This window comes from Streptomyces sp. NPDC059452, assembly GCF_042750035.1.
Taxonomy (GTDB): domain Bacteria; phylum Actinomycetota; class Actinomycetes; order Streptomycetales; family Streptomycetaceae; genus Streptomyces.
On the sequence record NZ_JBHYVE010000002.1, the window covers coordinates 479,485 to 496,258 of the forward strand.

Genomic DNA, 16,774 nt, shown 5'->3' on the forward strand with positions numbered 1-16,774 from the left:
CCGTCATCTCGGGTCGTCGGTGGTGTCGCCGAAGGTGATCGGTCCGGCGATGAGGTCGCCGAGCGGGTCGGTCACGCTCCAGGAGTGGGCCCCGGTGTGGTGGTTGAAGAGTGAGCACGGCAGTGCGGAGGCCGTGGCGAGGATGCGGAGGACGGCGGGGCACCAGGGCACTGTGGTGATGCGGTGGGTGCGGTCGGTGTCGGTGCCGGTCCAGAGGAACCAGAGTGCGGGCCGGTGGGGTGTGTCGGCGGGGGAGATAAGCGCGGCGTGTTCGGTGAGGGGGGTGTGCTCGCCGAGTTCGCACAGGACGTAGTGGTCGAGGGTGAAGTCGTCGGGCGGGTCGTCGGGCCCGCCGCCCAGGGTGACGAGGGCGACGGTCACCTCGCCGAGAGGGATCCGGGTCACGGCGGTGCATTGCAGCACGTGGGGCCTCTTCTGTGGAGGTGGTGGTGGAGAGGGAGGGGGGAGGGGAGCTGGGTGCTATGGGTGGTCGGCCGGGGATATGTGCCATCCGGCGAGGGTCAGGCTCAGCCCGACTGCGGGGTCAACTACGGTGAACAGCAGGGGAAAGCCCGCTTCCAGGGCCTGTATCGCATCGTCCTGGCGCTCGTCGTCGGTCGCCCAGGTCCGCAACTCTTCCGGGGCGTCGGATCCATGGAAGAGAACCGGCCGCACATCCCGGACCGGCGGTCGCAGAGTGTCCGGGGCCACCACGAGCCCGTGCCCGTCCGCGAGACGCAGCGCCTGCCTGCGGAGCCAGCGCAGGAGGAGCCGCCGGTTCGGCACGGCGACCCCGCCGAGCGAGGCGAACCGCCGCCCGTCGGTCACGGTGACCTCGGCGGCGTACGCGTACGCCATCGCCCGCATCACGCGCCACGCCCACCACTGCCACCGCTGCGGCTGTCGGTATGGATCAGCGCCCGGAGCCGGTCGGCCGCCGCTTCGATCGCGTGCACGACGGCTTCGCGTTCGGCGTCCCGGTCGGTGATCGCCGCGTCCAGCCGGGCGAGGAACAGGGCCCGGTAGGCGGGGTCGGCTTCGATACGTTGCAGCTCGGCGAAGGGCACGACGGGCTCGGCCGGGCCCCGGGTGAACGCCCACATGAGGCGGGGGAAGCGGAGCCGCAGCCGGACCTCCACGGCCCCGAGGGCAAGGGCGAGCTGGACCCGTAACCGGGCGAGGGCGCTCACAGGACCTCACCCCGACTGCGTGCGTTCATCCGCGCGATGCGGGCCCGAAGCTGCTCTATGACCAGCGCGGGACGTACGTGACGGGGCTCGACCTCCCACTCCCGCCCACCACCCACGGGCCGCAGCGACCAATAGCAGCCGGCCACCCCACGGAACTCACCCACGCGGTCACCACGACTGGTGTCGACCACGAGTGCACCCACGGTGGGTGGCAGCGACTCCATCTCCACTCGCACTTGTTCCCTTCTCTTCTCTACAGGGGTATGTCGATCGCCGGTACAAGAGCGGGCACCGGGCCGCCGGAGGCCTGCACGCGGCGCGGCCCTTCGCGGCTGGACGCCCGGTCAGCCTCGGGACGCTGCCACGTCCGGTGGAACGTGGTCAGGCGTGACGCGTCCCCGGAACTCCCTGAGGGCGGTCGCCCGGCGTGATGAACAGTCAACCCGCAGTAGGCGTCAGGCGGTACGGTGACGGGGAGGTCAAGCGGTATCACGGGTATCACGGGGGCGGGAACGACCATGAGCGCACCGAACCAGCGGCTGCGGGATCGCATCTCCGAGTCGGGTCTCACCTATGAAGCGCTCGCCAAGGCCGTCCGGCAGGTCGCTGCCGAGTGCGGCATCGAGTTGGCCACGAACAAGGGCATGATTCGGCACTGGCTCAACGGTGTCGTACCACAGGAGACGACCGCTCGATTCTTGGCCGCTGCCCTGTCCCGGCACCTCGACCGTCTGCTCACGCCGGCCGACCTTGGCCTGCCCAGCCCGGATGTGGCAGAGAATGACACCATGGGCCTGTCCCTCGGGGCGGACCCGATCGACGCCCTGGTGCCGATGTGGAGGGCCGAATTGGACCGGCGAACCTTCCTGACCAGCTCCGCCTACTCGGTGGCCGCTGCCGCACTGCCTCTCGACTACGTGCAGGAGGTGGTCGACAGGTCGGCTGCCGCTCGCACCGGACACATCGTCGGAATGGCCGAGGTGCGTGCGGTGAGGGACATGGTGAGGATGTTTTCCGAGATGGACGAACGCCACGGCGGCCGGCACGGGCGCTCAGCCCTGGTCCAGTACCTCCGCGACGACGTCGCACCGCTGTGCCGTGCCCGCTTCCGCAACGAGGAGATGCGCCAGCACATGCTCTCCGCCGCCAGCCGGGGTGTGCACCTCCTGGGCTGGAAGTCCTGCGACGCGGGACAGCAGGGACTCGCCCAGCGCTACTACCTTCAGTCCTACGCACTGGCCGTCGAGTCGGGCATCACCGGGCACGACGGGTTCATCATGCGCACCATGGCCATGCAGGGTTTGAAGCTCCACCGTCCCGAGCACTGCCAGGGCCTCGCGGAAACCGGACTGAACCGAGCCAAGGGCAAGGTAGACAACGCGACCATGGCGCTGTTCCGTGTCGTCCACGCCCACACCCTCGCCAAGAGCGGACAACGGCGAGCCGCTGTCGCCGAGGCCGACCGGGCCCGTGAACTCCTCGCCGCCGACAAGGGCGACGAGACTCCCTTCTGGGCTCTGGCCTGGGGACCACCCGCCGCGTCCGTCTACTCCCGGACGGCCAAGGTGCACGAGACGCTGGGCGACTTCAGCGCCGCTGCCGGCCAGTACGCCCGAGCGGCGGCCGCCCGCCCCGCCACGACCTATGCGCGGATCGTCTCCCTCGACCTCGTGGCCGGCGCGGAGATGCAGCTCAAGCGTGGACGGATCGAGGAGGCGTGTGAGACCTGGAACCGGGCCATCAACCATATGGACGGCGTGCAGTCAACGCGTACACGCAAGGCTGTGAAGAACATGCGCAAGGACATCGCGAGGTTCCGCGCTCGCGGGGTGCGCTGTGCGGCGGAGCTCGATGAGCGCGCGCTCTACCTCCTCGGGCGGTAAGCAAACCGTCCCGTGGAAGTCAATGAGACGGTCCTGAACGCGGCGGCCTACGTCCTGGAGTACGACTTCGACGCGTTACCGCCTCGGCGGGCAGAGGCCCTCCGGCGTTGCCCCGCCGGAGCGTGGATGGTGGAACTCCCGGTTACGAAAGCGCACATCGCGACGACCGAGCACACGCCGTGGTTCACGTCCTCGTACAGCCCGAAGGGTGGTGCCTGCGTCGAGTGGCCGTCAGCCCCGCCGCCCTGCGTGACATCGTCCCGGTCCGCGACGCGACGCCCCGGCGGACCCGCTCAGTGCCCACTGCTCTCGTAATGGCGCGACTGCCGTTCCCAGAAGCGGTACGCGGCGTACATGAGCACCACGCCGATGCCCGGGGCGCCCCAGGCGAGCCATTCCGGTACAGCGAGCTCCTCTCCCCGGTCCATCAGCACGGTCGCGGGCAGATAGGCGACGAAGGCCAGCGGGAAGACGAAGGTCAGGCCGAAGCCCGCCACCGGGCCGAAGATCTTCAGCGGGTAGTTGCCGAAGTCGTTGAAGATCATGTCGATGGCGAACTTGATGGGGGAGACCCGCTTCATCCTGAAGACCAGGGCGGAGGCGGCCAGTTGCAGGGCGCCTTCCACCAGTGCGCCGCCCACCACCGCGAGCAGGAGGAAGCCGACGGCTCCCGGTGACCAGTCGACCGGGGCGGAGGCCGAGGCGATGGAGAGGAGGACCACTCCGCCCGCCAGGTCGCCGAGCGAGCTCAGCCGTACCCTGCGGGTGAGGAGCTGGACCAGGGGCGGTACCGGGCGGACGAGGTAGCGGTCGTACTCGCCCTCGATGACGACCTCGTCGACGTGGATCAGCTGGTGGCCGGGGAGCAGCCACAGGCCGTGGGCGGTGAGCCTGATCCCGTAGAGGAAGGCGATCTCTCCCAGTCCCCAGCCGCCGACCTGCCCGAAGCGGTCCAGCACCGCCCAGATGAAGGCCAGCCCGACGCCCTGGTAGAACAGGCCGCCGATGATGTTGATGAACAGGTTCCCCCGGTACTGGAATTCGGCGCGGAACGCCGCACCGGCCAGCAGCAGATAGGCACGCGGTCCTCGCATCGCCCCTCATCCCCCCTGCGACATGACGCGGCGCCGGGCGCGCGACCAGACGTACGCGGACAGTGCGCCGAGCGCGGCGATCCAGGCGAGCTGGACCCCGAGGGCGGCCACGATGCCCAGGCCCTCGACCTGGCCCAGGTAGACGGCCGCCGGGGTGTACGCGGTGGCCTGGAAGGGCAGCCACTCCGCCGCCACCCGGACCGGGCCGGGCATGAACCACAACGGGACCAGGGCGCCGGAGAAGAACTGTGCGACGAAGCGGTAGGCCATCAGGGCGCCGCTCACCTCCAGGGTCCAGAAGGAGACCATGCCGAGCAGCAGCCCGAGCAACTGGTTCACGAGCAGCGCGCCGAGCAGGGCCACGGGGTAGGCGAACCCCGCCGCCGTGGAGGCGGGGGCCTGGCCCGCGCCGATCAGCAGCGCGAACGGCAGGGCCACCAGCAGTACCGGGACCGCGGCCGATGCCCACCCGAGCTGGCCCGCGAGCATCTGCCCGGGGAAGCCGATGGGCCGCAGCAGGTCCACGGCGACCTTGCCCTCCCGTACGCGCTGGTCGATGGGGGAGGACCGCCACGGGCTGACCAACTGGTACTGGAGCGTCGTCAGCGTCGCGTACGCCGTCATGGTGGTGAGGCTGAGCCCGTCCACCTCCGCACGGCCGTCGTAGAGGGCCTTCCAGACCACCGTCAGCAACCAGATCTGGAGGAGCATCATCGCGAAGGAGGACAGATAGGCCGTGCGGTAGGTCAGGGCGGCCCGGAACTCCATCCGGGCGCAGGCGAGATGGGCCCGGAGCAGCGTCCCGAGTGGCGGCTTCGCGGAGGTGCGGGCCGTCTTGGCCGAGGCGCGGGCCGTCGGGGCGGTCATCCGCGGTCCGCGTAGATCCGGTGGATGACGCTCTCCAGCTCGGGTTCCACGATCGAGAGGTCGGTCACCCGGTGCTGCGCGAGCACCGCGGCCACCAGTTCGGCGGGCGGAGTACGTACGGGGTCGAAGCGCAGCCACACCTTGCCGTCCTCCCGGCGGACGACCTCCGCGCCCTCGACGCTCTCCAGCCGGTCGGTCTGCACCACGAGTTCGCGGTGCGGGGCGTAGCGGGTCTTGAGCTCGTCCACCGCGCCGTCGTAGGCGACTCTGCCGTGGTCGATGAGGATGATCCGGTCGCAGAGCTCCTCGACGTCGTCCAGGTCGTGGGTGGTGAGGATGACCGTGGTGCCCGATTCCTGGTTCAGCTCGCCGACGAAGGCGCGTATGCGCTCCTTGGCGATGACGTCGAGCCCGACGGTCGGCTCGTCCAGGTAGAGGATGCCCGGGTCGTAGAGCATCGCGGCGGCCAGGTCGCCGCGCATCCGCTGCCCCAGGGAGAGCTGCCGTACGGGGGTGTCGAGGAACGGGCCGAGGTCGAGCACCTCGCTGAACTGCCGCTGCTTCTCGCGGAACCGGGCCTCCGGCACGTCGTAGAGACGGCCGATCAGCCAGAGCGAGTCGCGCAGCGGCAGGTCCCACCAGAGCTGGCTGCGCTGGCCGAAGACCACGCCTATCCGGCGGGCGTTGCGGGACCGGTCCTGCCAGGGCGTGGCACCGGCGACCGTGACCGTGCCGGACGTGGGGACGAGGATGCCGGTGAGCATCTTGATGGTGGTGGACTTCCCCGCACCGTTGGGGCCGAGATAGCCGACCATCTCGCCCTGCTGGACCGTGAAGTTCACGCCGTCCACGGCACGCTTGACGGTCCTCTCACGTGTCAGCAGCGTACGGATGCCCGCGAAGGCGCCCTCCTGCCGTTTGGGCCGGCTGAACTCCTTGACGAGGTCTGCCACTTCTATGACGGGCATGTGCGCCTCTCCTGGAGCGGGCCGGGCCCTGTCGGGCGGGGTCGATCTGAGAGTGTGCACGCCAAGCTTGGTCTAGTCCAATTATATTTTCGTCCGGCGGTTCATGTTCTCGTCCGGCGGTGGCCGGCGTCATGCAGCCCGCTCAACGCGGAGTGGTCGTTGGACACCAGCACCTGGGCGAGCCGGGCCGCCGCGGAGACCACGGCCGACCAGCCCGGTGCGTCCAGGTAGACCTCGTCAGGGGCACGGGCGCCGACCGCGTCCTGCACCGCGCCGTAGGCCGCACCGAGACGCGCCATCAGCTCCACCTCCTCCTCGCTGCAGAGGGACTGCCCCAGCCAGGGCCGGGGGTTGTCCGCATCGCAGAAGTCATCGAAGAGGACGTGCACGGTGTGGTCGAGGTCCTCGAACCGATCCGGATCGAGCCATACCTCTCGCTGCCAGGTCGGGCTCGCCAGCGCCACGACCGCAGGCACGACATGGAGGCGGTAGTGGGGCAGCGCGATGCCGTGGTCGGTCATGAGGCGGAAGTATGCCCCTTGTGCTCGCTGAGCGGCCGGACAGTTTCTCAGGGGTGGGGGTCCGGTGCCCGGTGTGGGGCCGGGGCGACGGTACGTGCGTATGCGGTGCGTTCGTATGCTGGTCCGCGAGTCGCGAGCGTCGCGTGGTGGGACGGGGGCAGGTATGCGGGCAAGGAAGAGACGCACTCTCTGGGCGCCCGGCTACTTCCTGATGGGCTGCGCCTGCCTCTTCGTCGCCGGAGTCATGGCGGTGGGCGCCCGCAGTGTGGTCCACCTGATCCCGGTCGTGGTCGTCGGCGTACCGGGTGCGCTGCTGACGCTGCGCGCGCCGGGGCTCGGTGTCTCCTACGGCCCGGCGGGGGTGCGGTACTCCGGGCTGTTCGGGGCGCGCTCCCACGCGTGGAAGGACATCCGGGAGGTGCGGGTGGCCGTCCTGCCGAGCACGGTCTACTCGTCCGACGTCCCGGAACTGGTGCTGGCCTCCGGCGGGACGGACCAGCTGCTGATGCTGGGGGGCCACAGCTGGGGCCGGACCCGGAACCGGCGGATCACACGGCTGGTGGCCGAGCTGGAGGCAGCACGGGTGGCCGCGTCCTGACGGCGGGGGCGGGTGGCTGCGGTGGCGGGGGGAAAGTCGGGTGCGCGGCGCGCGGTTGACGGCCATGATGCCGACCATGACCGGCGTAACAGGTGGGGCGGGCAGGGTCGGTGGCCCGGGTCCGGCTCGGGCGTGGACGTATGCCGGGCCGGTCCTCACGTACCGGCGCGCGGCCCCCACCACCGGCCCGTCCGGCGTCCGAACCCGCTGAAGAAGCCCTGTGGAACGGCACTTGGAGACCACGCGTACGGAGAACGCCATCGCCTGGGCGCGACAGCACCTCGGGACGGCGTCCTACGCCTCCCGCTGTCTGGCCTTCGTGGAGGACGCCTACGAACGGGCCAATGGACTGGAGCTGTGACGGGGAGCCGCCGGCCGGGGCCTTCGTGTTCTACGACGTCCACGGCGAGATGCTCGGCCGGCGGCAGAACTGGGGCCATGTGGGGCTGTGTGTGGGCGATGGCCTGGTCATTCACGCCTGGAACGAGGTCAGGACCGACCACTACCGGGAGATCCCGGCCCTGCCGGGCCCGCCGGGCTGGGACACTCCTCGGTGGGCCGGATGGACCCCCGTACAACGCATCCTGGAGGGCTGCCGGCCGAAGGACTGGGCCCCGGAGGGCGACGCCGCCACGGCCGCGCGGCGCATGCAGGCCGCCAGATTCGGTGACGGGACGACCGCGACGACCTGACGCGGGCGTGCGGCCGGATCGGGGATGCCGGGGGCCGGGATCCCGGGAGACCGAACTTCGGGAGGCCGGATCCCGGGAGATCTAGCCTCGGGAGGCCGGATCCCGGGACGCTGGAGCAACTGCCGTGAGCTGCCTACCGCATGGCTCGCAGCGCTGCGGCCGAGGCGACCAGGCCCTCTCTCTCCAGCGAGGCGATCACATCGGACACCACCGCGTCAGGAGGCACCATCCACGCGTCCGCTATCTGTGTCAGCACCCCGTAGACCAACTGGGGCGACAGACCGACCTGCGCTTCGATGAACGCGTCCGGATGGACAGCCTGGACATCCCAGACCGACAGCTTGTCGGCCGGGAAGTCCTTGAGGTTGAACGTGACGATCACCTGAGCTTTTGCGCGGACAGCCGCCGCGAGAACGTGTCGGTCGTCCGGGTCCGGTAGATCGAGCATCCCGATCAGTGGCTCGTACCCTCTGACCAGCACGTTCCGGATGGAGCCCGCCATGAGTTCGCGCGTTCGCTTCAGCTTGTGCGGGGCCAGGTCAGGCCGGTTCTTCTCCAGGTTCCGGAAGGTCTCGTCGAGGATGCGGTCCGTCCACTTCGCCTGTACCAGACCCGCTTGCGCGACTCTGATGAGCACGTCACGCAGGGTGCTCGGATACAGAACGTTGGCGTCGTAGACGGTGGTGAAGGCCATGGCCTCAGTTCATTCCCATCTCCTGGCCGAGCTGAGTGAGCTCGTCCGCCACCAGGCGGCGACGGTGGTCGTCCTGACGCTTGTACTCCAGCAGAGAGGACGCAGTGATCCTGCGGTGTGTGCCGACGGTCCTGTACTCGATCTCTCCTGCGTCCAAGAGCCCGATGAGGAAAGGGCGGGACACGTTGAGCATGTCGGCGGCTTGCTGAGTGGTGAGTTCGGCGTCGGAGGGAACGATGGACACGGCGCGGCCGGCGCCGAGGTGGGCGAGGAGCGACGCGAGAAGCTCCACGGCCTCGCGGGGGAGGACCAGGGGTTCAGGATTCTCCCCCTGAACGCTGACGCGGACCTGGGACGCTTCCTGGTGCTCTGCCAAGTACGTCCGAACCCGCGCGAGAGCGTGGTTGGCGGCTTCCTTCTTGTCGTCCGGGAGCTTGACCGGGCGAAGGTCGGTCTTTGTCATGGGGCGCCCCTAGATGTGGGCCGACCGCCGTTGGCGCGGCGGAGGGCTGACGACGGTGGCGGGCTTCATGAGTGTTGGCGCAACCACGAAGCCCACTGGCGTGAGGGCAGTGGCGACAGGTCCGGTGTACTCAGTGACCGGCCCGCTATCCGCAGTATCCGCATTATCCGAAACAAACGCAACATCTGGAAGATAGAGATCATCCGAAGGGGGGCTTATGGACGAGGGGCGGCCACCCCGGTGGGGGCGAGTGCCGGGACAGCCGCCGCCGGGGTGGCTGTCCCGGCGGTTACTGTCCTGGCGCGGCTCAGCTGCCGCAGGCGCAGCCCGCTGCCGTCGGCTCGGGTGTCACGGTCCCGGCGGTCTCGCCCCCGGCGGTCTCGCTCCCGCTCGTGCAGCAGGCGCCGCCTTCGGGGGCGGGGCTCTTGCCGAGCCGGTCGGCATCGGCCTTGACGACGTAGACCTCCCATGGCTCCCGGCCGGGGCCGTGGACCCACACCTTGTCCTGGAGCGCGTAGCAGCAGGAGGTGTCGTTCTCCTCGAACGTGGCGAGTCCCGCGTCCTTGAGCCGGGTGGTGGCGGCGGTGACCTCGTCGGTGGTCTCCACCTCGACGCCGAGGTGGTCCAGGCGGGTCTCCTGGTCCGGCTCGCCCTGGATGAGGACGAGCTTGAGCGGCGGGGTGGTGATCGCGAAGTTCGCGTAGCCGGGGCGGCGCTTGGCGGGCTCGACGCCGAAGAGCTTGGAGTAGAAGGTCACCGACGCTTCGAGGTCGGCGACGTTGAGGGCGAGCTGAGCACGGGACATGACGGTCTCCCCGGTCGGGTTGTATCGATGCCTGTCGATTCAAGGTTGTGTCCTGGATCGAAGAATGTCAACATAGAAGTATGTCGAAACAAGAGCTCGTGGTGCTCGGCCAGGACGGCGTCGAGGGATGCTGTCCCGCCCTGCTGGCCGCCCCGCTGGACGAGGACCAGGCCGAGACGCTGGCGAAGGTGTTCAAGGCCCTGGGGGACCCGGTCCGGCTGAGGCTGCTGTCGATGATCGCCTCCCGTGCGGGCGGGGAGGTCTGTGTCTGCGACCTCACCCCCGCCTTCGACCTGTCCCAGCCGACCATCTCCCACCACCTCAAATTGCTGAAGCAGGCCGGGCTCATCGACTCCGAGCGGCGCGGAACCTGGGTGTACTACCGGCTGCTGCCGCAGACGACCGACCACCTTGCGGCGATCCTCACCCGGCCCGCCGGGCAGTTCCCGGGCGTGACCGCACCCGCCGGGTCCGCGCCCGCCGGGTCCGCGCCCGCCGGGTCCGCGCAGGCCGGTCCCGCACCCGCCCGGCCCGCGTCGGCCGGGACCGTGCCCGCCGGGACCGCCTCTTGAGCAACGGGTCCACCGGCCCCGCGCCCGCAGGGGCGGTCGCCGGGCGGTTGCCCTTTCCGGACCGCTTCCTCACCGTGTGGATCCTCGTCGCGATGGCCGCCGGCCTCGGCCTGGGCCGCCTCGTGCCCGGGCTGGGGGACGCGCTCGCGAAGGTCACCGTCACCGGCGTCTCGCTGCCGATCGCGCTCGGCCTGCTCGTGATGATGTACCCGGTGCTCGCCAAGGTCCGCTACGACCGCTTCGGCACGGTCACCCGCGACCGGCGCCTGCTGATCCTGTCCCTGGTCCTGAACTGGGCCGTCGGCCCGGCTCTGATGTTCGCCCTGGCCTGGCTCTTCCTGCCGGATCTGCCCGAATACCGTACCGGCCTGATCATCGTCGGCCTCGCCCGCTGCATCGCCATGGTGATCATCTGGAACGACCTCGCCCGCGGTGACCGCGAGGCCGCCGCCGTCCTAGTCGCCCTGAACTCCGTGTTCCAGGTGGTCGCGTTCGGCCTGCTCGGCTGGTTCTACCTCTCCCTGCTCCCCGGCTGGCTCGGCCTGGAGCAGGCCGTGCTCGACGTGTCCGTGTGGGAGATCGCGCGCAGTGTGCTGATCTTCCTCGGCATCCCGCTGCTGGCCGGCTTCCTCACCCGCCGCCTGGGCGAGAGGGCCAAGGGGCGCGTCTGGTACGAGACGAGGCTGATCCCCCGCATCGGACCGTTCGCCCTGTACGGGCTGCTGTTCACGATCGTGGTGCTGTTCGCCCTCCAAGGTGACGCCATCACCTCGAAGCCGCTCGACGTCGTCCGGATCGCGCTGCCGCTGCTGGTCTACTTCGTCCTCATGTGGGCCGGGTCCATGGCCGTCGGCCGTGCCGTGGGACTCGGCCACCCGAAGGCGACCACGCTGGCGTTCACCGCCGCGGGCAACAACTTCGAACTGGCCATCGCGGTCGCCATCGCCACCTTCGGCGCCACCTCCGGCCAGGCCCTCGCCGGAGTCGTCGGACCCCTCGTCGAAGTCCCCGTACTCATCGGCCTGGTCCATGTCGCCCTGGCCGCCCGCCGCTTCTTCCCCCGGCCCGCCGCGAAGGGCCGGCCGGTCATCGCCCCGGAAGGTTCCGCCCGTGTCTGAGCCCAAGCCGTCCGTGCTGTTCGTGTGCGTCCACAACGCCGGCCGCTCGCAGATGGCCGCCGCCTTCCTCGCCCATCTCTCCCGGGGCCAGGTCGAGGTCCGCTCCGCCGGGTCCGCACCGGCCGACGCCGTGAACCCGGCCGCCGTGCAGGTGATGGCGGAGGTGGGCATCGACCTGTCCGCCGAGACGCCGAAGGTCCTGACCGCCGACGCCGTACGGGCGTCCGACGTGGTGATCACCATGGGCTGCGGCGACACCTGCCCCGTCTTCCCCGGCAAGCGCTATCTCGACTGGCGGCTCGACGATCCGGCCGGGCTCGGTGCCGACGCCGTCCGGCCCGTCCGCGACGAGATCGAACGGCGGGTCCGCGGCCTGCTCGCCGAGCTCCTGTCCGGGCGCGCCTGACACGGGTGGCCGGATACCCGTTCGGTCGCGTTCTCTGTGGCCGTCCGGAGTGTGCGCGGCTGGCCCCGCCCGGATCAGTCGCCCAGCTTGAAGATCAGCTCGGTGACGGTGGTCCGGCGGCCGGGAGCAAGCGAGTCCTCGCTCCCGATGTGTACGAACCCGGTGCGTTCCAGCACCCGTACGGAGCCGCGGTTGTCCTCCACCACCCGGGCGTGGATCGGTCGCTCCGTCACCTCGTCGAGCAGCGCCGTGACGGCCGCGGTGGCTACGCCCCGGCCCCACCAGTCCCGCCGAATCCAGTAGGTCAGCTCCGTGTCGCCCTCCATCGGATAGGTGGCCACGCTGCCGACGACCTCACCGTCGATCTCGATGACCCGGTGGACCACCGCGCCGTCGGCCAGGATCTTCCGGTACTTCTGCCGGAAGGCTTCGGCGTCGCGGGCGGTCCTGGCATCGGTGAAGGCCGCGAGCCGCTGGGCGGTCTGGTCGAGCTGGATCTCGAAGAGCGTCGGGATGTCCTCCTCGGTGAGGGGGCGCAGTGCGATGTTCCTGGACGTGTCGTCGGCCATCGTGTTCTCCATGTCGGACGGAGTGCCGGGCCACCCCCTGGTAATCGAACATGTGAACTGTACTGCCGTGGCCGGTGTTTCGCGTGCCCTTCCCGCAGAATCGCCCCGGCTGCCGGACCGGCGCTGCTACGGAAAGGCGGGGGGCAGACGCACAGCGCCGCCCACCATGCCGAATGCATGGTGGGCGGCGCTGTTGGAACAGGCTGCCGAAGCAGGCCCAGGGGCCTAGAACTCGTCGTCGAACCCGACCGAGCCCTCCACCGCCACCTGGTAAGCCGACGGGCGGCGCTCGAAGAAGTTCGTCAGCTCCTGGACGCCCTGGAGCTCCATGAACGCGAACGGGTTCTCGGAGCCGTACACCGTCGGGAAGCCCAGGCGGGCCAGGCGCTGGTCGGCGACGCACTCCAGGTACTGGCGCATCGACTCGGTGTTCATGCCCGGCAGGCCCTCGCCGCACAGGTCGCGGCCGAACTGGAGCTCCGCCTCGACGGCCTCCTTCAGCATGTCGGTGACCTGCTGCTGGAGCGCGTCGTCGAAGAGCTCCGGCTCCTCCTTGCGGACGGTGTCCACGACCTCGAACGCGAAGTTCATGTGCATCGTCTCGTCACGGAACACCCAGTTGGTGCCCGTGGCGAGGCCGTGCAGCAGGCCGCGCGAGCGGAACCAGTACACGTAGGCGAAGGCGCCGTAGAAGAACAGCCCCTCGATGCAGGCCGCGAAGCAGATCAGGTTCAGCAGGAAGCGGCGGCGGTCGGCCTTCGTCTCCAGGCGCTCGATCTTCTCGACCGAGTCCATCCACTTGAAGCAGAACTGGGCCTTCTCGCGGATCGAGGGGATCTCCTCGACCGCGTCGAACGCCGCCGCCCGGTCGTCCGGGTCGGGCAGGTAGGTGTCGAGCAGCGTCAGATAGAACTGGACGTGCACGGCCTCCTCGAAGAGCTGCCGCGACAGGTACAGCCGCGCCTCGGGGGAGTTGATGTGCTTGTACAGCGTCAGCACGAGGTTGTTCGAGACGATCGAGTCGCCCGTCGCGAAGAAGGCAACGAGGCGGCCGATCATGTGCTGCTCACCCGGCGACAGCTTGGCGAGGTCGGCGACGTCCGAGTGGAGGTCGACCTCCTCGACGGTCCAGGTGTTCTTGATCGCGTCCCGGTAGCGCTCGTAGAAGTCCGGGTAGCGCATGGGACGCAGGGTCAGCTCGAAGCCCGGGTCGAGCAGGTTCTTGTTGTCGGTGGTGCTCATTACTGGCAGGCCTCGCAGGACTCAGGGTTCTCAAGGGAGCAGGCGATGGCGTCCGCGTCGGGAGCCGAAGCCTGCTGTACGGGAATGGGGGCGGCGGCCGACGCGGCTCCGGAGGCGGCACGGGCGATCCGGGTCGCCGGGCGCGAACGGAGGTAGTACGTCGTCTTCAGCCCCTGCTTCCAGGCGTACGCGTACATCGAGGAGAGCTTGCCGATCGTCGGCGTCTCCAGGAAGAGGTTGAGCGACTGGCTCTGGTCGAGGAACGGCGTACGGGCCGCCGCCATGTCGATCAGACCGCGCTGCGGGATCTCCCACGCGGTGCGGTACAGCGCCCGCACGTCCTCGGGGATCCAGGCGAAGCCCTGTACGGAGCCGCTGGCCTCGCGCAGCGCCTCGCGGGTGCGGGCGTCCCACACGCCGAGCTTCTTCAGCTCGTCCACCAGGTAGGCGTTGACCTGGAGGAACTCACCGCTGAGCGTTTCGCGCTTGAACAGGTTGGAGACCTGCGGCTCGATGCACTCGTACACGCCCGCGATGGAGGCGATCGTCGCCGTCGGCGCGATGGCCAGGAGCAGGGAGTTACGCATGCCGGTCTTCGCGATCCGGGCGCGCAGGGCGTCCCAGCGCTCCGGCCAGTTCAGCTCGGTGTCGTAGTGGTCGGGGTGCAGCACACCGCGCGCGGCCCGGGTCTCGGACCAGGCGGGCAGCGGGCCCGAGCGCTCGGCGAGGTCGCAGGACGCCTCGTACGCGGCCAGCATGATGCGCTCGGAGATCTTCGTGGAGAGCGCGCGCGCCTCGGGCGAGTCGAAGGGCAGGCGCAGCTGGAAGAAGACGTCCTGAAGGCCCATGGCGCCCAGACCGACCGGCCGCCAGCGGGAGTTGGAGTTCCCGGCCTGCTCGGTCGGGTAGAAGTTGATGTCGACGACCCGGTCCAGGAAGGTGACCGCCGTACGGACCGTGGAGTCCAGGCGCTCCCAGTCGATCGAGCCGCCCGTCACGAACGCGCCCAGGTTGACCGAGCCCAGGTTGCAGACGGCCGTCTCGCCGTCGTTGGTGACTTCCAGGATCTCCGTGCACAGGTTCGACGAGTGGACGACCCGGCCCGGCTCGGCGGTCTGGTTGGCGGTCCGGTTGGAGGCGTCCTTGAACGTCATCCAGCCCTGGCCGGTCTGGGCGAGGGTCCGCATCATCCGGCCGTACAGCTCACGCGCCGGCATCGTCTTGCGGGCCAGGCCCTTGGCCTCGGCCGCGCGGTAGGCCGCGTCGAACTCGTCGCCCCACAGGTCGACCAGCTCGGGGACCTCGGCGGGGGAGAAGAGCGACCAGTCGGTGTCCGCGTCGACCCGGCGCATGAACTCGTCCGGGATCCAGTGAGCCAGGTTCAGGTTGTGCGTACGCCGCTGGTCCTCGCCCGTGTTGTCGCGGAGCTCCAGGAACTCCTCGATGTCCGCGTGCCAGGTCTCCAGGTAGACCGCCGCCGCGCCCTTGCGCCGGCCGCCCTGGTTCACCGCCGCCACCGAGGCGTCCAGCGTCTTGAGGAACGGCACGATGCCGTTGGAGTGCCCGTTGGTGCCCCGGATCAGCGAACCCCGGGCGCGGATACGGGAGTAGGAGAGGCCGATGCCGCCCGCGTGCTTCGAGAGGCGCGCCACCTGGTGGTAGCGGTCGTAGATCGAGTCCAGCTCGTCCTTGGGGGAGTCCAGCAGGTAGCAGGAGGACATCTGCGGGTGCCGGGTGCCCGAGTTGAAGAGCGTGGGGGAGGAGGGGAGGTAGTCCAGCTTGCTCATCAGCCCGTAGAGCGCGGCGACCTCGTCCAGCGCGCGCACCGACTCGTCCTCGGCGAGGCCCGCGGCCACGCGCAGCATGAAGTGCTGCGGGGTCTCGATGACCTGGCGGGTGATCGGGTGGCGCAGCAGGTAACGGCTGTGCAGCGTACGGAGACCGAAGTAGCCGAAGCGGTCGTCCGCGCCCTCGGCCAGCGTCCGCTCGACCAGCGCGTCCAGCGCCTTGGCGTGCAGCTCCACGAAGGCGGCGGTGCGGTCCGCGATCAGGCCCTCGCGGTGGCCCACTGCGACCGAGGCGGAGAAGGACGTGGCGCCCTGGCTCGCGGCCTCGTCGGCGATCGTACGGGTCAGCAGCCGGGCGGCGAGCTTGGAGTACGCCGGGTCCTCGGAGATCAGGCCCGCGGCCGCCTCGGTGGCCAGCGAGCGCAGCTCGGCCTCGTCGGAGCGGGCGTTGCGCCCGCGCAGCGCGGAGGCGGCCACCCGTCCGGGGTCGGTGTCGGGCAGATCGACGGTGAGGTCGGTCAGGGTCCGCAGCAGGGCGGTCCCGGGTCCGTCGTTCGTGCCTGCTCCGGACGTGGTGGAGGCAGCGGATTCGGTGGCTGAAACCGGATCGGCGGGCGCGATGGTCACTGGGCTTTCCCTCGCTCGGCTGGGGGCCGGCGGCGAGCGGGGGGAGCCGGGCAGCGCGGTGCCCACAGGGCAGCACTGATCACGGCGTCCACCGGCCCATCCGCGAGGCCCGGACGTCTGCCGTCCGGTTCGGTCGAGCCGGACGTACTGTCGACAGGTCTTCGGACTTCGGGTGTGCAAAAGCACACTGATCACACCGTTGCGGGACAGTTCCGGATTCACACCGGATTCCCCTGCGGCGACAGCGAGGTCGAGCATACATGTGGGGGCCGCCTGATGAGGAAGCCCCCACATGTTGTGTCGGCGTGAACAGATGTTGGTGTGGCGGTCTGGTTTCTTCGCCCGGCTTTTTCCGCATCGGCGGCGGGCGGGCGGGCCCTCGCGGTGACGCGGAACGGGGCCGCCGCGCCCCTGGAAGGGGTGCGACGGCCCCGTTCGGCCGACGGTGCTCAGCAGCAGCGGAAGCCCTCGCGGGGGTCCGCCTCGCGGGCGTCCATGCGGCTGCGTTCGAAGGCTCGGCGGGTCATGACCGGCGTGTCCGGATCATGAGACCTCGCGTGCGCCACGTAGCGGTCATATGTCGACTCGCCGGTCAGCTCGCGGACGTACCAGCGGATACGCCCCGCCACCCGCCGTACGTCCCCGATGGTCACGACCGCCACCCGCCGTACATCCGCG

The 16,774-nt window shown here is 69.9% G+C and carries 21 protein-coding genes, 1 pseudogene and 1 riboswitch; of the genes and pseudogenes, 7 read left to right on the plus strand and 15 right to left on the minus strand.

The features are described 5' to 3' along the window. Positions 1-3: 3 nt before the first annotated feature. From ACFW9Z_RS05095 to ACFW9Z_RS05110, 4 genes are all read right to left on the minus strand, one after another. Positions 4-405 carry a hypothetical protein gene (locus tag ACFW9Z_RS05095; protein WP_384634492.1) on the minus strand — a complete coding sequence of 134 codons (402 nt, stop codon included), beginning with the start codon at positions 403-405 and terminating at the stop codon, positions 4-6. Positions 406-480: 75 nt separating this feature from the next. Further along, complete coding sequence (locus ACFW9Z_RS05100; RefSeq protein ID WP_384634641.1) at positions 481-867, minus strand: hypothetical protein; 387 nt, start codon at positions 865-867, stop codon at positions 481-483. Further along, entirely contained in the window at positions 867-1,190 is a 324-nt protein-coding gene (locus ACFW9Z_RS05105; protein WP_384634495.1) for a hypothetical protein, read from the minus strand. Before ACFW9Z_RS05105 ends, ACFW9Z_RS05100 begins: the two co-directional genes overlap by 1 nt. Continuing rightward, on the minus strand, positions 1,187-1,414 hold the full coding sequence (locus ACFW9Z_RS05110) for a hypothetical protein (protein WP_384634644.1): 228 nt from the start codon (positions 1,412-1,414) through the stop codon (positions 1,187-1,189). The genes ACFW9Z_RS05105 and ACFW9Z_RS05110 overlap by 4 nt, the downstream gene beginning before the upstream one ends. A gap of 294 nt (positions 1,415-1,708) precedes the next feature. Here ACFW9Z_RS05110 and ACFW9Z_RS05115 point away from each other — a divergent pair, with 294 nt between their 5' ends. Beyond that, entirely contained in the window at positions 1,709-3,073 is a 1,365-nt protein-coding gene (locus ACFW9Z_RS05115; RefSeq protein ID WP_384634498.1) for a hypothetical protein, read from the plus strand. 293 nt (positions 3,074-3,366) lie between these two features. Here ACFW9Z_RS05115 and ACFW9Z_RS05120 read toward each other — a convergent pair whose 3' ends face one another. The 4 genes from ACFW9Z_RS05120 to ACFW9Z_RS05135 form a co-directional block, all read right to left on the minus strand. After that, complete coding sequence (locus tag ACFW9Z_RS05120; RefSeq protein ID WP_384634501.1) at positions 3,367-4,167, minus strand: ABC transporter permease; 801 nt, start codon at positions 4,165-4,167, stop codon at positions 3,367-3,369. A 6-nt stretch (positions 4,168-4,173) separates the two neighbouring features. Then, complete coding sequence (locus ACFW9Z_RS05125; RefSeq protein ID WP_384634503.1) at positions 4,174-5,034, minus strand: ABC transporter permease; 861 nt, start codon at positions 5,032-5,034, stop codon at positions 4,174-4,176. Next, complete coding sequence (locus tag ACFW9Z_RS05130; RefSeq protein WP_384634506.1) at positions 5,031-6,002, minus strand: ATP-binding cassette domain-containing protein; 972 nt, start codon at positions 6,000-6,002, stop codon at positions 5,031-5,033. The genes ACFW9Z_RS05125 and ACFW9Z_RS05130 overlap by 4 nt, the downstream gene beginning before the upstream one ends. A gap of 101 nt (positions 6,003-6,103) precedes the next feature. Further along, the gene (locus ACFW9Z_RS05135) at positions 6,104-6,523 is read right to left on the minus strand and encodes a hypothetical protein (protein ID WP_384634509.1); all 420 of its coding nucleotides are present in this window, start codon (positions 6,521-6,523) and stop codon (positions 6,104-6,106) included. Between the two features lie 163 nt (positions 6,524-6,686). Here ACFW9Z_RS05135 and ACFW9Z_RS05140 point away from each other — a divergent pair, with 163 nt between their 5' ends. The 3 genes from ACFW9Z_RS05140 (at position 6,687) to ACFW9Z_RS05150 (ending at position 7,813) form a co-directional block, all read left to right on the plus strand. Further along, entirely contained in the window at positions 6,687-7,121 is a 435-nt protein-coding gene (locus ACFW9Z_RS05140) for a hypothetical protein (RefSeq protein WP_384634511.1), read from the plus strand. Between the two features lie 232 nt (positions 7,122-7,353). Then, complete coding sequence (locus ACFW9Z_RS05145) at positions 7,354-7,482, plus strand: hypothetical protein (protein ID WP_384634514.1); 129 nt, start codon at positions 7,354-7,356, stop codon at positions 7,480-7,482. Further along, positions 7,466-7,813: a hypothetical protein gene (locus tag ACFW9Z_RS05150; RefSeq protein WP_384634517.1), complete on the plus strand. Its 348-nt coding sequence runs from the start codon at positions 7,466-7,468 to the stop codon at positions 7,811-7,813. Before ACFW9Z_RS05145 ends, ACFW9Z_RS05150 begins: the two co-directional genes overlap by 17 nt. Positions 7,814-7,946: 133 nt before the next feature. Here the strand turns inward: ACFW9Z_RS05150 and ACFW9Z_RS05155 are convergent, their stop codons facing one another. The 3 genes from ACFW9Z_RS05155 to ACFW9Z_RS05165 form a co-directional block, all read right to left on the minus strand. Then, the gene (locus tag ACFW9Z_RS05155) at positions 7,947-8,507 is read right to left on the minus strand and encodes a PIN domain-containing protein (protein ID WP_384634520.1); all 561 of its coding nucleotides are present in this window, start codon (positions 8,505-8,507) and stop codon (positions 7,947-7,949) included. Between the two features lie 4 nt (positions 8,508-8,511). After that, the gene (locus ACFW9Z_RS05160; RefSeq protein ID WP_384634523.1) at positions 8,512-8,970 is read right to left on the minus strand and encodes a helix-turn-helix domain-containing protein; all 459 of its coding nucleotides are present in this window, start codon (positions 8,968-8,970) and stop codon (positions 8,512-8,514) included. Between the two features lie 307 nt (positions 8,971-9,277). Then, positions 9,278-9,775 carry an ArsI/CadI family heavy metal resistance metalloenzyme gene (locus ACFW9Z_RS05165; protein ID WP_384634526.1) on the minus strand — a complete coding sequence of 166 codons (498 nt, stop codon included), beginning with the start codon at positions 9,773-9,775 and terminating at the stop codon, positions 9,278-9,280. A gap of 80 nt (positions 9,776-9,855) precedes the next feature. On the opposite strand from ACFW9Z_RS05165, the pseudogene ACFW9Z_RS05170 reads away from it, so the two are divergent. From ACFW9Z_RS05170 to ACFW9Z_RS05180, 3 genes and pseudogenes are all read left to right on the plus strand, one after another. Beyond that, positions 9,856-10,251: pseudogene (locus tag ACFW9Z_RS05170) on the plus strand (ArsR/SmtB family transcription factor); the annotation flags it as partial. A gap of 92 nt (positions 10,252-10,343) precedes the next feature. Then, the gene (gene arsB, locus ACFW9Z_RS05175) at positions 10,344-11,465 is read left to right on the plus strand and encodes an ACR3 family arsenite efflux transporter (protein ID WP_384634529.1); all 1,122 of its coding nucleotides are present in this window, start codon (positions 10,344-10,346) and stop codon (positions 11,463-11,465) included. Then, the gene (locus ACFW9Z_RS05180; protein WP_384634532.1) at positions 11,458-11,871 is read left to right on the plus strand and encodes an arsenate reductase ArsC; all 414 of its coding nucleotides are present in this window, start codon (positions 11,458-11,460) and stop codon (positions 11,869-11,871) included. Before arsB ends, ACFW9Z_RS05180 begins: the two co-directional genes overlap by 8 nt. 74 nt (positions 11,872-11,945) lie before the next feature. On the opposite strand, the gene ACFW9Z_RS05185 is transcribed toward ACFW9Z_RS05180, so the two are convergent. The 4 genes from ACFW9Z_RS05185 to ACFW9Z_RS05200 form a co-directional block, all read right to left on the minus strand. Further along, a complete protein-coding gene (locus tag ACFW9Z_RS05185; RefSeq protein ID WP_384634535.1) occupies positions 11,946-12,440 on the minus strand; it encodes a GNAT family N-acetyltransferase in 495 nt (164 codons plus the stop codon). A 225-nt stretch (positions 12,441-12,665) separates the two neighbouring features. Continuing rightward, positions 12,666-13,682 carry a ribonucleotide-diphosphate reductase subunit beta gene (locus ACFW9Z_RS05190; protein ID WP_384634538.1) on the minus strand — a complete coding sequence of 339 codons (1,017 nt, stop codon included), beginning with the start codon at positions 13,680-13,682 and terminating at the stop codon, positions 12,666-12,668. Next, positions 13,682-16,096 carry a ribonucleoside-diphosphate reductase subunit alpha gene (locus ACFW9Z_RS05195; protein ID WP_384634540.1) on the minus strand — a complete coding sequence of 805 codons (2,415 nt, stop codon included), beginning with the start codon at positions 16,094-16,096 and terminating at the stop codon, positions 13,682-13,684. The genes ACFW9Z_RS05190 and ACFW9Z_RS05195 overlap by 1 nt, the downstream gene beginning before the upstream one ends. Before the next feature lie 134 nt (positions 16,097-16,230). Then, positions 16,231-16,366, minus strand: a riboswitch (cobalamin riboswitch). Between the two features lie 179 nt (positions 16,367-16,545). Further along, on the minus strand, positions 16,546-16,749 hold the full coding sequence (locus ACFW9Z_RS05200) for a YbdD/YjiX family protein (protein WP_384634646.1): 204 nt from the start codon (positions 16,747-16,749) through the stop codon (positions 16,546-16,548). Positions 16,750-16,774 lie beyond the last annotated feature (25 nt).

Excerpts from the sequence above, each read along its gene's own strand:
- ACFW9Z_RS05100 (WP_384634641.1), bottom strand. The coding sequence starts at position 867 with ATGCGGGCGATGGCGTACGCGTACGCCGCCGAGGTCACCGTGACCGAC.
- ACFW9Z_RS05110 (WP_384634644.1), bottom strand. The coding sequence starts at position 1,414 with ATGGAGTCGCTGCCACCCACCGTGGGTGCACTCGTGGTCGACACCAGT.
- ACFW9Z_RS05115 (WP_384634498.1), top strand. The coding sequence starts at position 1,709 with ATGAGCGCACCGAACCAGCGGCTGCGGGATCGCATCTCCGAGTCGGGT.
- ACFW9Z_RS05120 (WP_384634501.1), bottom strand. The coding sequence starts at position 4,167 with ATGCGAGGACCGCGTGCCTATCTGCTGCTGGCCGGTGCGGCGTTCCGC.
- ACFW9Z_RS05125 (WP_384634503.1), bottom strand. The coding sequence starts at position 5,034 with ATGACCGCCCCGACGGCCCGCGCCTCGGCCAAGACGGCCCGCACCTCC.
- ACFW9Z_RS05130 (WP_384634506.1), bottom strand. The coding sequence starts at position 6,002 with ATGCCCGTCATAGAAGTGGCAGACCTCGTCAAGGAGTTCAGCCGGCCC.
- ACFW9Z_RS05135 (WP_384634509.1), bottom strand. The coding sequence starts at position 6,523 with ATGACCGACCACGGCATCGCGCTGCCCCACTACCGCCTCCATGTCGTG.
- ACFW9Z_RS05140 (WP_384634511.1), top strand. The coding sequence starts at position 6,687 with ATGCGGGCAAGGAAGAGACGCACTCTCTGGGCGCCCGGCTACTTCCTG.
- ACFW9Z_RS05150 (WP_384634517.1), top strand. The coding sequence starts at position 7,466 with ATGGACTGGAGCTGTGACGGGGAGCCGCCGGCCGGGGCCTTCGTGTTC.
- ACFW9Z_RS05155 (WP_384634520.1), bottom strand. The coding sequence starts at position 8,507 with ATGGCCTTCACCACCGTCTACGACGCCAACGTTCTGTATCCGAGCACC.
- ACFW9Z_RS05160 (WP_384634523.1), bottom strand. The coding sequence starts at position 8,970 with ATGACAAAGACCGACCTTCGCCCGGTCAAGCTCCCGGACGACAAGAAG.
- ACFW9Z_RS05165 (WP_384634526.1), bottom strand. The coding sequence starts at position 9,775 with ATGTCCCGTGCTCAGCTCGCCCTCAACGTCGCCGACCTCGAAGCGTCG.
- ACFW9Z_RS05185 (WP_384634535.1), bottom strand. The coding sequence starts at position 12,440 with ATGGCCGACGACACGTCCAGGAACATCGCACTGCGCCCCCTCACCGAG.
- ACFW9Z_RS05190 (WP_384634538.1), bottom strand. The coding sequence starts at position 13,682 with ATGAGCACCACCGACAACAAGAACCTGCTCGACCCGGGCTTCGAGCTG.